A 13,670-nucleotide genomic window follows, 5' to 3' on the forward strand; every position below is an offset into this window, starting at 1 on the left:
GGCGTGTGGAAATCTCGTGCCCCGGACGCTGCGCAGCGCAAAGCGGTGCGCTGCTGATCCGGGGCCCATCTTGAGGCACCATTGTGGGTCCCGGCTCTGCGGAGCAGCGCTGCGCGCTGCACCGCGTCCGGGACACGAGATCTACGCCGTCGCCGCCCTCAACAACCGCTCCGCCGCCGCCCTCGCCTCCGCCGTGATCTCCGCCCCCGCCAGCATCCGCGCGATCTCCTCGCGGCGGTGGTCGGCGGCGAGCGCATTGACGCGGGTGGCGACGCGCTTGCCCTTGTCGAGGGCGTCCTTGGAAATCAGCAGATGCTGGTCGGCGCGTGCGGCGACCTGCGGGGCGTGGGTCACGGCCATCACCTGCACCTGGCCGGCAAGCCGCGCGAGCCGTGCGCCGATGGCATCTGCCACCGCGCCGCCAACGCCGGTGTCGATTTCGTCGAACACCAGGGTCGGCGCCGAGCCGCGGTCGGACAGCACGACCTTCAGCGCGAGGAGGAAGCGCGACAGCTCGCCGCCGGAGGCAACCTTCATCAGCGGCCCCGGCTTGGTGCCCGGATTGGTCTGCACCCAGAACTCGACGCGATCGAACCCCTGCGGTCCCGGTGCGCGCTCATCCGTCTCGACCTGGGTCATGAATTTCGCGCGTTCGAGCTTGAGCGGCGCGAGCTCGGCATTGACGGCCTTGTTGAGCTTTTCGGCCGATTTCTGGCGTGCAGCCGAGAGCTTCTCGGCAGCTGCCGCGTAGCGCGCATCAGTCTCGATCGCGGACTGCTCGAGCTTCTTCAACTGTTCGGCGCCGGCGTCGATCAGCCTGACATCGGCCGCGTACTTCGCGGCAAGCGCTGCCAGGCCATCGACGGGCGTCGAATATTTGCGCGAGGCTGCACGCAGCGCGAACAGCCGCTCCTCGATACGCTCGAGCTCCAAGGGGTCGAAATCGGTGGCGGCGAGCGCGGCCTGGAGATGCTGGTCGGCCTCCTCCAACGAATTGATCGCGGCGTCGATCGCCTTCACCGCGGGCTCGACCAGCGCCGGTGAATTGACGCCGCGGCGTTCCAGCCTTCGCACTGCCGCCGAAAGAGCCGCGACCGGCGAATTGTGACCGCCGACGATTTCCTGCGCCTCGCGCAGGTCGGAGGCGATCTTCTCGCCCTGCATCATGGTGGTACGGCGGGAGGCCAGGGCGGTCTCCTCGCCGTCCTTCGGCGCAAGCTGCTTCAATTCGTCCGAGGCATGACGCAGATAATCCGCCTCGCGCGCGGCGCGCTCCATGCCGGCGCGATGCTCCTCCAGCGCGGTGTTGGCGGTGCGCCGCGCATCCCACAGCGCTTCAACGGCCGTGACATCCTTCTCCAGCCCGGCAAAGGCATCGAGCAGGCGGCGATGCGTGGAAGCATCGACCAGCGCGCGCTCGTCATGCTGGCCGTGGATCTCGACCAGCGCGGCACCGACCGCTTTGAGGGTCTGCACGCTGATCGACTGGTCGTTGATGAAGGCGCGGGTGCGGCCGTCGGCGAGCTGCACGCGGCGCAGGATCATCTCGCAAGAATCTGCAAAACTCGCCTCTTCCAGCCCGTTCTCGGCGAGGATCTTCGTCGCGGGATGGGCCTTGGGCACGTCGAACACGGCCGTGACCTGCCCCTGCTCCGCGCCGTGGCGCACGAGGCCGGCGTCGCCGCGGCCGCCGAGCGCCAGCGCAAAGGCATCGAGCAGGATGGATTTTCCCGCGCCGGTCTCGCCGGTCAAAACCGCAAGGCCGGTCGCGAATTCGATATCGAGCCGTTCGATCAGGACGATGTCACGGATCGACAGACGCGCCAGCATGGAACCCCAAAATTTCCTAGCCGCCGAGGCCCATCTTCTTGAAGGTCCTGCTGATCCAGGACCCCTGATTCTCGCTCGGCTCGAGACCGCCGGATTTTACAAGATTATAGGCGTCCTTGTACCAGCGGCTGTCAGGAAAATTGTGCCCGAGCACGGCGGCGGCGGTCTGCGCCTCGCCAACGATGCCGATCGCCATATAGGCCTCGGTCAGGCGGTAGAGCGCCTCCTCGACGTGGCGCGTGGTCTGGTACTGCGTGACCACGGTCTTGTAGCGGTTGATCGCGGCCGTGAAGTCGCGCTTCTGCGCGTAATAGCGACCGACGGCCATCTCCTTGCCGGCGAGCTGATCGCGCCCGCCCTCGATCTTGGCCTTGGCGCTGGTCGCGTATTCGGAGTTCGGATATTTGCGCACCACCTCTTCGAGCGAGGCGATCGCCTTCTCGGTGCGGGTCTGGTCGCGGCTGATGTCGGGGATCTGGTCGTAATGGGAGGCCGCGATCAGATATTGCGCGTAGGCCGCGTCCGGGCTGCCGGGATGCAGGGTGACGTAACGGCTCGCAGAGCCGATGCAGCTGTCATAGTCGCCCGCCTGGTAGGACGCGTAAGCCGACATCAGAAGCGACTTGCGGGCCAGGTCGGAATAGGGGTGCTGCCGGTCGACCTCCTCGAACTTCTTGTTCGCCGCCTTGATGTCCTTCTTCTCGTTCATGAGGTACAGGCCCTCATTGTAGAGCTTGTCGGCCGGCTCCTCGACGAAGGTGTCGTCCTTGGCGGTGAACTTGTCCCACAGTTCGCCCGCGCCGCAGCCGCCGAGCGGCAGCGCGAGCACGAGGAACGTGGCAGCCTGCAGCAACCGTCGCGCCGAGGGCGCGAGCGAAGCCGTGAGTGATTCGCGCGTCATACGCTGTGCTGACATAAATTAAGACCTGACGCCCTGTGATGCGCTGCCCGCCACGCCATGACCCCGCCACGGCCGCGAAATCTGTTTGCCGTGCTTCGGCGCCCTGCCATGCGACCCAAGCCGGTATAGCCCAAAAACGATCGGTAACGTCCCGGATAGGCAGGCATTTCGCCCGGATTAAGGCGACGGTGCACTGAAGCTAGTCGATCATGGTTACCAGGAAATGCGCTGGCTAGCCAAAGCGGCCGGAATCGGCCGTTCAGGACACGTCCGGCCCGTAGGCGGCGGCAATCCGGCCACCCACGATACCGCTGCCGACCTCGACCACCGGACGCGTGGTGCGGCGAGCCGCCTCACCTTCTACCACCCGCCAGGCAGTCCGATCGGCAAGCAGCGCGGTCAGGACGGCGTGGTTGAGCTTGTGGCCGCCGCGGACCGAACGGTAGGCGCCGAGCAGCGGAAGGCCGGCCAGCGCCAGATCTCCCACCACGTCCAGCACCTTGTGGCGCACGCATTCGTCGGCGTAGCGCAGACCTTCGGTATTCAGCAGCCGCTCCTCGTCAAACACGACGGTGTTCTCGAAGGAGGCGCCGCGCGCAAAGCCCGCGCTCCAGAGACGCGCCTGATCGCACATCAGGCCGAAGGTGCGGGCCCGCGCGATCTCGCGGCGGAAGCGCTCCGGGCTGAGCTCGAACGTGTAGGCCTGCCGGCCGATCACGGGATTGGCGAAATTGATCTCGACCTCGGCACGGAAGCCGTTGGCGTAAGGCCGCAGCTCGCCGAAGGAATCACCAATCGCAACCGAGACCGGCTTCAAAATCTGGATGAACCGGCGCTGTGCCGGCTGGCTGACGATGCCGGCCTGGTCGATCGCCGCGACGAACGCCGCTGCGCTACCGTCCATGATCGGAACTTCCGGACCGTCGATTTCGATGGTGGCGTTGTCCACGCCCATGCCACGCAGTGCCGCAAGCACGTGCTCAGCGGTCGACACCAGTGCGCCGTCGCGGTCGCCAAGCACGGTCGCGAAATCGGTTGCGATGACCTGTTCGGCGGTGGCCTGCACTTCGCGGTCGCAACCTTCGAGACCAGTGCGGACAAAAACCAAGCCTGCATCGACAGGTGCAGGCCCCAAGGTCAGCGTGACGGGGAGACCGGAATGAACGCCGACGCCAACCACTGTGGCCTGCGCGCGGAGCGTTGTTTGCCGGCTAAATTTCATCGGGAACTGCCCACCCTACGACCCACTGCGACTTATACTGAACCGAACTGGCCGTCCGAGGCACCAGCTCGAATCTCCGTATCCCCAAGTCACGCGCAGACCATAGTCACTGCCCCAAACAAGCCAACTCACGCTTTTTTACCAATTGTTACCCCAACTCTGCCGCATTCGGGCGTGGCGTGAACCAATTTGCGCCACGTTTGGAGGTGGTTTCGGCAACTTTACTCCACCACGGAATACATAATTAATCATTTAAAATCAGTCAGTTGGTCTCGCAGCCCGGAATCCTCCCGGCCAAAAGCAAAGGTCCCGGCGATCGATTCGCCAGGACCTTTTCCGCTCGGAGGATTGTAACAATCCTCACGTCGCCTGCCGGCGGAGGAAGGCCGGGATGTCAAGATGGTCGTCTCCCTGTGGCCCCGGCGCAACAGGCGCAGGGCGGCCATGGACGTCCAATCCCTGCGGCGCCGGCCGGCGGGCATACTCCGATACCGGATCGCTGGCTGCGATCTGCTGAGCCACGCTGCGCTGCGGCTTGCGCTCGGGCATTGGCGGCATCGCCGGGCCGGTGGTGCGCGCCGTAACCGGCGGCTCACTCTCCTCGTCGCGACGGCCAAGGCCGACATTGGCAAGGCGCTGCAGCAGCGACAGGCGGGTCTTCTGGGTCGGCTCGTCCTCGGCCTCGCGGCCCTGGCGAATCTCGGCCTGAGCCGGCATCGGCAGGTCCTCGAGGCGCGGCATCCGCGGCGCACGCAGCGGCGGACGCTCCGCCTGCGGCGGGATGAAGGTTTCCGGCGTCATCGGCTCCTGCATCGCGACGGGTGCTGCTTCCGGCTCGGGGAACAGCGAGGGCTTTTGCGCGATCGGGCGCACGGTGACGTCGCCATAGGTTTGGGGCGCCGGGGCATGCGGCACTTCGGGAGCCACAGCGGCGGCAATCGCAGCCAATGCGGCACGCTCGACATTGGGACGCGGCGCCATGGGGGCGGCAGCGACCGGCGCGGCTGCGGCCGGCGGGATCTGCGCTTCCAGCTTCTGGGCGCGCTCGGCGAGCCGCTGGTTGTCCGCGCGCAACCGCGCGGTGAGATCGGCGAGCCGGGTTTCAGCCACGGCGGCCGGAGCCTGCGGGGCGGCAACGGCGACCGCCGGTGCGCTGGAGGCCTGGCTGTTGCGGGCGATCGCCGCCTGCTCGATGCCGGTGGCAACGACCGAGACGCGGATCAGGCCGTCGAGGGCTTCGTCGAAGGTGGCGCCGACGATGATGTTGGCGTCCTGGTCGACCTCCTCGCGGATGCGGGTCGCGGCTTCATCGACCTCGAACAAGGTGAGGTCCTTGCCGCCGGTGATCGAGATCAGGAGGCCCTTGGCACCCTTCATCGAGGAATCGTCGATCAGCGGATTGGCGATCGCAGCTTCGGCCGCGGTCAGTGCGCGCTTGTCGCCGGAGGCTTCGCCCGTGCCCATCATCGCCTTGCCCATCTCACGCATCACGGCGCGGACGTCGGCGAAGTCGAGGTTGATCAGGCCTTCCTTCACCATGAGGTCGGTGATGCAGGCAACGCCCGAATAGAGCACCTGGTCGGCCATCGCGAAGGCGTCGGCGAAGGTGGTTTTCTCGTTGGCGACCCGGAACAGGTTCTGGTTCGGGATGATCAGCAGCGTATCGACGACCTTGTGCAGCTCGTTGATGCCGGCTTCAGCGGTGCGCATGCGGCGGCCGCCTTCGAAGTGGAAAGGCTTGGTCACCACGCCGACGGTGAGGATGCCCATGTCGCGCGCGGTCTTGGCGATCACCGGAGCTGCACCGGTGCCGGTGCCGCCGCCCATGCCGGCGGTGACGAACACCATGTTGGCGCCCGAGAGATGGTCGCGGAGCTCGTCAATCACCTCTTCCGCGGCGGCCGCACCGACGTTCGGCTGCGAGCCGGCGCCGAGGCCTTGCGTGACCTGCGTACCCATCTGCACGATGCGCTGCGCCTTCGACATCGTCAGCGCCTGCGCGTCGGTGTTGGCGACCACGAAGTCGACGCCCTGAAGGCCCGCCGTGATCATGTTGTTGACGGCGTTGCCGCCGGCGCCGCCGACGCCAAACACGGTGATCCGCGGCTTCAGTTCGTGAATATCAGGAACGTTGATGCTGATGGTCATGGTTGCCTCTCGATCACGCGCGCGTGGGTTCGCCCCGGCCGGCGGCCGCGGGAGTTGGTGAAAATCCGGGAACGTGGAAGCCTGTCATCAGAAGCCCTCGCGAAGCCATCGTCCGACCTTTCCGAAATAACCGCCGGTCCCTGTCTTGATCTGCCGCGTATGCCGCGGTTCGACATGTTCAAGGTGAACATATTGCGGGTAGACCAGGAGCCCGGCGGGCACCGCGAAGGCGGCGTTCTTCGCCTCATTGGGCAGCCGGCCGAAGCCGAGCGGGCGACCGATCCGCACGGGACGGCCGAGAATTTGCGTGCCGAGCTCGACGAGCCCGGTGAGCTGCGAGGCGCCGCCGCTGAGAACGATGCGGCCATTCGGCTCGGCCGCGAAGGGCGATTCCTTCAGCTTGTCGCGGACCATCTCGAAGATTTCCTCGGCCCGGTGCTTGACGATGTTGGCGATGGTGGCGCGGGAGACGATCTGCGGCAGATCCTGCTCGTCGCCTGCGGTCGGCACCGACATCAGCTCGCGCGAGTCCGATCCGCCGGTGATGACCGTGCCGTAAAGCGTCTTGATCCGCTCGGCGTCAGCGATGGTCGCCGACAGTCCGCGCGCCAGGTCCATCGTGATGTGATGACCGCCGAGCGCAAAGCCTGCCGCATGCACGAAGCGGCCGCCGGAATAGACGGCGATGGTCGTGGTGCCCGCCCCCATCTCGACGACGGCGGCGCCGAGATCGGCCTCGTCGTCGGTCAGCACGGAGAGGCCGGCGACATAGGGGCTCGCCGCCATGGCTTCGACGTTGATGTGGCAGCGCTCCACCGCCAGCATCAGGTTGCGCGCCACGGTGGCGTCGCAGGTGACCACGTTCATGTCGACGCCGAACTGGCGCGCGATCATGCCGCGGGCATCGCGGATGCCCTTGACGCCATCGAGCGTGTAGCCGACGGGCAGCGCGTGCAGCACGGTACGGCCCTCGCCGGTGGCATGGCGCATGCCGGTGGAGGTGACGCGACTGACGTCGGCCGGCGTGACCGCACCGCCGCGGATGTCGGCGGCGGCTTCGACCATGTGCCCGGCGAGCCTGCCGCCGGAGACCGACAGCAGCACGGATTCGACCCGCACCTTCGCCATCTTCTCCGCAAGCCCGACGGCCTGGCGCACCGCCTGCTCGCATTCGCCGAGATCGATCACCGCGCCAGCTTTCATGCCGCGCGACTGGATCTGGCTGTAGCCGGTCAATTCCACCGCATGGGTACGGCCGCGCAGCGCCTCGCTTGGCGCGGACGGCTTCAGCCGCGCGATCATGCAGGCGATCTTGCTGGTGCCGATGTCGAGACAGGCGACGAGCCCGGCGCGCTTATGCGGCATCGGGCGGGTCTTCGGCGTCTGGGTGCGATCGAGACCGGTCATGCGGAATCACCGGCCTTCTTCTTGGACTTCTTGTCCTTGAACATTTCTTCGCGCGCCTTCGCGACGTCGTCGGAGAGCTGCACTACGAGACGATCGGGCAGGCGCATGTCGACGGCGACGATATCCTTGGAGAACAGCTTCTCCTCCTTGTCGAGCTTGGACAGGGCGGCAAGCGCATTGCCGACGTCCTGCTCGGGCAGCCGCACGTCGAGGCCGTCCTTGAGCCGCAGATTCCAACGGCGCTCGCCGATGAAGATCGCCGCCTTGGTCACCGACTGCACCTGCGGGTAGCGCGCGAGCAGCGCGAGGAAATCGCGCGCCTGGCTGGCTGCGCCCTTGCCGACCACGAGCGGCAGCGTCAGGAAGCGGCGCGAAACGTAGGGCTCGAGCACAGCGCCATCGTCGGCGATCACAGAGAGTCGGCCAGCTTCCTGCCACAGCGCGAACGCCTTGCGCTCGGTGATGTCGATCTGGAGCTGGCCAGGATAGAGCTTCAGCACAGTCGCGTCCGCGATCCAGGGATTGGCCTTGAGCTTGTCGCGCAGGCCGTCGGCATCGAGGAACAGCAGCGATGAGCGGCCGCTGACGCCGCCGATGGCGAGGATCTCGTCCTGGCTGAGCTGCTTGCGGCCGTTGATGACGACGGACGTGATGCGGAAGCCGGCGGAATTGGCCAGCGCATTGCGGGCATCGCTGACCGCGATGATGAAATCCTGGAGATGGCCGCCCTTGACGATGCCGAGACCGGTAGCGCCTGCGAGCAGGATGACGGTCAGGCTGATGCCGACCCGGCGCGGCAGGAAGCGTTCGACCAGCGCGACGATGCGCGGCGTCGGCTCGCGCTCCGGAAGGGCCTTGGCGCGGGCACGCTTTTCCTCGAGCTTCTCTTCGCGCTTGTCTTGGCGCTTCTGCTCGACCCACTCGCGCAGAAGCACGACCGCTCCAATAGCGGCCGCCTTCAGGTCAGCTTGGGGCCTCAGCGATCGAAGTACTGACCGGGTGAGACTGCCTGCACCATCCATTGCACGAGCTCATCAACAGTTAGCCCGCGGAAAATTCGCGGGTTCTGACGCCCATGACGTCTCGGACCGGCCGGCCGGGTCAGCAGAAGAAGCCTCTCCCCTTCAAAGCGTTGGCCGGAGTCGGGAACCCCCGCGACAGCCCACGCGCCGGCAGCCAAATCGCCATATGCGCCGCCAGCGTTAACCTTCGGACTTCCTGGTAAACAAAAGGTAAACTTCGTTAACGGCTGGAGCTTTTTGCCTCGTCTTGTGAGGCATTTATGCCGCTATCCCCGGCATTTTACCGATTTTGGGTTCCAAAACCGGCCGTTTCGTCCGGCCGGCCGTTAACCAGCCTCAATTATTTCCGCACCCGCCCTTCGGCGAGCTCGATCAGGTCATGCAGGAAGTCGACGAACTCGATCCCCTGCGCCTTCAGCGCCTTGGGATAGAGAGAGGACTTGGTGAGGCCGGGCAGCGTGTTGGTCTCCAGGTAGACGAGCCCCTTGTCCGACACGATGAAGTCCGACCGGGAATAACCGGTGCAGGACATCGCCCGGTGCGCTCGCATCGCCTGGTCCATCAGCGCGGCCGTGACCTCCGGCGAGAATCGGCCGGGGCAGATCTCCTGGGTCGATGAGAGCAGATACTTTGCGGCGTAATCGAAATTGCCCTCGCCCGGGATGATCTCGATCGGCGGCAGCGACATCATCGAGCCGTCCGGCCGCTCCAGCACGCCGCAGGTTGCTTCGATCCCGGCGATGTAGGGTTCGATGACGTATTCTTCATGCTTGGCCGCATTGCGGACCGCGACGAGATCCTGCTTGGCGTTGACGAAGATCAGGCCGTAGCTCGAACCATCGCGCGCCGGCTTTGCGATCAGCCTGCCGTATTCGGCAAAGGCGTCGTCGATATTTTCGAGCGCAATGCCAATCGGCGGCGTCACACCGCCGAGGGTGGCAAACTGCTTGGCGGCAATCTTGTCGAAGGCCAGATGCGAGGACGCCGAGCCCGATCCGGTGAAGGCTACGCCGCGCGATTCGCACATCACCTGCAATTCGCCGTTCTCGGCGCGGCCGCCATGTAGCGCGAGCACCAGCACACGATCCTCGACCTTGGCCTGGTCGAGCGCCTGTTCCAGCGGAACGCCGCGCGTGCCCGGATTGAACTCGTCCTCGAAGGGACGGGCGTGTTCGGCGAGCTGCTTCGACTGGACGACGTGGACGTTGTCCTCGATGTCCCAGAACCAGAGATCGGCTTCGGGCAACGCCTGCTGCAGCGCCTGCGCGCTTGCGGCCGAGACCAGACGCTCCCTGTTGGAGCCGCCGAAGAGAATGGTGATGCGCATGTGTTCAGTCACCTATCCGTAGGCGTCATTCCACATTGCGCATTTGCGCAATGTGGAATGACGATCATGCGGGAATCCCAATCCGTTTGATTTCCCAGTGTAGCTCAATTCCGGAATTTACCTTCACGCGTTCGCGCACGGTCTCGCCCAGTGTCTCGATGTCGTGACCGGTCGCATCGCCGGTGTTGATCAGGAAGTTGCAGTGCATCTCCGACACCTGCGCGCCGCCGACGCGCAGGCCGCGGCAGCCGGCAGCGTCGATCAGCTTCCAGGCGGAGTGACCGGGCGGATTCTTGAAGGTCGAGCCGCCGGTTTTTTCTCGGATCGGCTGGGCGGTCTCGCGATGGTTTTGCACCTCCGCCATGCGGGCGCGGATTGCCTCCGCATCCTTGATGACGCCACGAAAGCGCGCGGACGTGAAGATGACCGAGGGATCGACACCGCTGTTGCGGTAGACGAACTTCATGTCGGCATTGGAGAAGATGTGCCTTGTGCCGTCGCGACCGATGCCGGTCGCCTCGATCAGCACGTCCTTGGTCTCGCCGCCATTGGCCCCCGCATTCATCCGCAGCGCGCCGCCGATCGTGCCGGGAATGCCGAAGAAGAATTCGAGCCCGCCGATATCAGCGCTGGCCGCCACTTCGGCAACGCGCTTGTCGAGCGCGGCAGCCCCCGCGGCGACGATGTCGCCGCTCGCGCTCGCCTCGCCAAAGGCGCGCGGCGCAAGACGGATCACGACGCCCGAGATGCCGCCATCGCGCACGATGAGATTGGAGCCGACGCCGACGACGTAGACCGGAATGTCGGTCGACAGATGCGCGAGGAAATAAGCGAGATCGTCTTCATCGGCCGGCGTGAACAACACCTGCGCGGGACCGCCGACGCGAAACCAGGTGAGCTCGGCCAGCGACTGGTTCGCCAGCAGCCGCCCGCGCAGGTCAGGCATCGCGGCTTTGAGTTCGGGCGTGATGTCGGGAAAGCTCATGCGACGGCTCACCCCAGCGCCTTCAATTCGCCGGGCAGCGCGTAGGCCCATTGCGTGATGTTGCCGGCGCCCAGGCACACGACGAGATCGCCTGACTTCGCCGTGCCCTTGACGATGCCGGCGAGGTCCGAGGATGCCGGCAGCGGGATCACCTGGCGATGGCCGTGGGCGCGCAGGCCGGCGACGAAATGATCGCGGTCGATGCCTTCGATCGGGGCCTCCCCTGCGGGATAGACCTCGGCGACAACAACCGCATCCGCATCGTTGAAGCAGGTGCAGAATTCCTCGAACAGCGATTGCAGGCGGGTGAAGCGGTGCGGCTGCACCACGGCGACGATCTTGCCGTTGGTGGATTCGCGCGCCGCCTTCAGCACCGCAGCAATCTCGACGGGATGGTGACCGTAGTCGTCGATCACGGTGATACCATTCCACTCGCCGGTCTTGGTGAAACGGCGCTTCACGCCGCCGAAGGTCGCCATCGCCTTGCGGATCGCCTCGTCGGAGACGCCGAGCTCATGCGCCACTGCAATCGCGGCTGTCGCGTTGGAGGCATTGTGACGTCCCGGCATCGGCAGCATGAGATCCGCGATCTCATGCACGGCACCGCTCTTGCGATCGCGGATCGCGACCTTGAATTTCGAGCCGCCACCCATCGGCGTGAGATCGACAAGCCGTGCATCAGCCTGCGGGTTCTCGCCATAGGTGATGATGCGGCGATCCTCGATCTTGCCGACCAGGCTCTGCACGGTCGGATGATCGATGCACATCACGGCAAAGCCGTAGAACGGCAGGTTCTCGACGAATTGGCGGAACGCATCCTGCACGGCTTCGAACGTCTTGAAGTGATCGAGATGCTCTGGGTCGACATTGGTGACGATCGCGACATCCGTCGGCAGCTTCAGGAACGTGCCGTCGCTCTCGTCCGCTTCCACCACCATCCAGTCGCCAGCACCGAGCCGTGCATTCGAGCCATAGGCGTTGATGATGCCGCCGTTGATCACGGTTGGATCGAGGCCGCCGGCATCGAGCAGCGTTGCGACCATCGTCGTCGTCGTGGTCTTGCCATGGGTGCCGGCGATCGCCACGCAGCTCTTCAGCCGCATCAATTCGGCCAGCATCTCGGCACGGCGCACCACGGGAATGCGCTGCGCGCGCGCCGCCATCAATTCCGGATTGTCGCGCTTGATCGCGGAGGACACGACGACGACGTCGGCGCCATCGACATTTTCGGCCCTGTGGCCGACCGAGACCTTTGCGCCCTTCTTGCGCAGCCGGTCGAGATTGTAATTGTCGGAGGCGTCCGAGCCCTGCACGGCGTAGCCGAGATTGACCAGCACCTCGGCAATGCCGCTCATGCCGATGCCGCCGATCCCGACGAAGTGGATGGGTCCGATCTCGCGCGGCAGTCTCATGTTGTCTCCTCGACGTCATCGTCCGCCTTGTGCGCTCTTGCGCACTGGGGCGGGACGATCCAGTACTCCGCGAAGCCTGAGATTCAAATCAGCCTGCGCCGGTTACTGGATGCCCCGCTTTCGCGGGGCATGACAAGGGGCATTTTTGGTCATTCCGGGGCGGAACTGACGTCAGATTCCGGCGACTTTGACCACCAGGTCGGCCAGCCGCTCGGCGGCATCGAGCCGGCCGGCACCGCGGGCGGCCTCGGCCATGGCGGCAAGCCGCGCGGGCTCGACGGCGAAGGCAGAGATCTCCGCGGCCAGCCGGTCCGAGGTGAACTCGGTCTGCGGGATGCGCAGACCGCCGTTCACCTGGGCGAGCACCCCGGCATTGGCGAACTGGTCCTGGTCGATCGAGCCGGGCAGCGGTACCAGGATCGAGGGCCGCCCGATTGCCGCGAGCTCGGCGACCGTGCCGGCGCCCGAGCGCGACACTACCAGATGATTCGAGGCAAGCCGCGCCGGCAAATCGGTGAAGAACGGCGCGAGCTCGGCATTGATCTTGAGCTTGTCGTAGACCGCGCGCACCCGCGTCATGTCCTCATCGCGGACCTGCTGGGTGAGGATCAACCGGCTCCAGATCGCGGGCGCGAGCCGCTCGATCGCGCCGGGCACGATGTCGGCCATGATGCGCGCGCCCTGGCTACCACCAACGACAAGCAGGCGCAGCGGGCCGTTGGGCTCCGGCGGCGTGTACTTCACCGCGGCGGCTGCGAGGATCGCCGGACGCATCGGGGTGCCGACCGTCGTGGTCTTCGGCGCCAGCGTGGGATCCCGGTCGAGCACGCCCGGCAAGGACGTCGCGATCGCGCGTACATGGCGCGACAGGAACCGATTGGCGCGACCGAGCACCGCGTTGGCATCGTGGATGATACCGGGCACACCGGCGAGCCTGGCCGCGATCAACGGCGGCAGCGTCGGATAACCGCCGAAGCCGACGACTGCGACCGGCCGCAATCGGCGCATCAGATTGAAGGCGGAGAGCGTGCCGGTGGCGAGCGTGAAGCCGGCATGGGCAAGCTGCAGCGGATTGCGGCCGCGCGCGGTTTCGCTCGCCACGACGTCGATCATGTCCTTGCTGAATAGCCCGCTGTAGCGGAGCGCACGCGCGTCGGTGACGAGACGCACGCGAAACCCGCGCCGGATCAATTCGACGCCGAGCGCCTCGGCCGGGAACAGATGACCGCCGGTGCCGCCTGCGGCGAGAAGAATCAGGGGGGAAGTGTCCATGGCGGAGGGTTTTACCGGGACTTTTCCGTCATTGCGAGCGGGGCAAATCCAGGATGCCAATCCTCATCCTGAGGAGCGCGGAACGCGCGTCTCGAAGGATGAAGGCCCGGCCGCTGGCCTCGCCCTTCGAGACGCCGCGCGAGC

At 65.9% G+C, this 13,670-nt stretch carries 10 protein-coding genes; all 10 read right to left on the minus strand.

Annotated features, from left to right (window positions below; genetic code table 11):
- Nucleotides 1-141 precede the first annotated feature (141 nt).
- The 10 genes from recN to murG all read right to left on the minus strand — a co-directional run bounded on the left by recN (nt 142) and on the right by murG (nt 13,526).
- Nucleotides 142-1,830, minus strand: coding sequence for a DNA repair protein RecN (gene recN / locus SO180_RS13430; RefSeq protein ID WP_449379299.1), 1,689 nt, complete (start codon nt 1,828-1,830; stop codon nt 142-144).
- A 16-nt stretch (nt 1,831-1,846) separates the two neighbouring features.
- Nucleotides 1,847-2,746: an outer membrane protein assembly factor BamD gene (locus tag SO180_RS13435; protein ID WP_449379300.1), complete on the minus strand. Its 900-nt coding sequence runs from the start codon at nt 2,744-2,746 to the stop codon at nt 1,847-1,849.
- A 244-nt stretch (nt 2,747-2,990) separates the two neighbouring features.
- Nucleotides 2,991-3,953 (minus strand): UDP-3-O-acyl-N-acetylglucosamine deacetylase, encoded by a 963-nt coding sequence (gene lpxC / locus SO180_RS13440; protein ID WP_449379301.1) that lies wholly within the window; start codon nt 3,951-3,953, stop codon nt 2,991-2,993.
- A 360-nt stretch (nt 3,954-4,313) separates the two neighbouring features.
- Nucleotides 4,314-6,101 carry a cell division protein FtsZ gene (gene ftsZ / locus SO180_RS13445; protein WP_449379302.1) on the minus strand — a complete coding sequence of 596 codons (1,788 nt, stop codon included), beginning with the start codon at nt 6,099-6,101 and terminating at the stop codon, nt 4,314-4,316.
- Between the two features lie 87 nt (nt 6,102-6,188).
- A complete protein-coding gene (gene ftsA, locus SO180_RS13450) occupies nt 6,189-7,508 on the minus strand; it encodes a cell division protein FtsA (RefSeq protein WP_449379303.1) in 1,320 nt (439 codons plus the stop codon).
- Nucleotides 7,505-8,530 carry a cell division protein FtsQ/DivIB gene (locus SO180_RS13455; RefSeq protein WP_449379304.1) on the minus strand — a complete coding sequence of 342 codons (1,026 nt, stop codon included), beginning with the start codon at nt 8,528-8,530 and terminating at the stop codon, nt 7,505-7,507. The genes ftsA and SO180_RS13455 overlap by 4 nt, the downstream gene beginning before the upstream one ends.
- Before the next feature lie 340 nt (nt 8,531-8,870).
- Nucleotides 8,871-9,857, minus strand: coding sequence for a D-alanine--D-alanine ligase family protein (locus tag SO180_RS13460; RefSeq protein ID WP_449379305.1), 987 nt, complete (start codon nt 9,855-9,857; stop codon nt 8,871-8,873).
- Between the two features lie 64 nt (nt 9,858-9,921).
- On the minus strand, nt 9,922-10,842 hold the full coding sequence (murB, locus tag SO180_RS13465) for a UDP-N-acetylmuramate dehydrogenase (protein WP_449379306.1): 921 nt from the start codon (nt 10,840-10,842) through the stop codon (nt 9,922-9,924).
- 8 nt (nt 10,843-10,850) lie between these two features.
- Nucleotides 10,851-12,254, minus strand: coding sequence for a UDP-N-acetylmuramate--L-alanine ligase (gene murC, locus SO180_RS13470; RefSeq protein WP_449379307.1), 1,404 nt, complete (start codon nt 12,252-12,254; stop codon nt 10,851-10,853).
- A gap of 171 nt (nt 12,255-12,425) precedes the next feature.
- Nucleotides 12,426-13,526, minus strand: a complete 1,101-nt coding sequence (gene murG, locus SO180_RS13475) for an undecaprenyldiphospho-muramoylpentapeptide beta-N-acetylglucosaminyltransferase (RefSeq protein WP_449379308.1) — start codon at nt 13,524-13,526, stop codon at nt 12,426-12,428.
- Nucleotides 13,527-13,670: the final 144 nt, after the last annotated feature.

The organism is Bradyrhizobium sp. UFLA05-112, assembly GCF_053572325.1.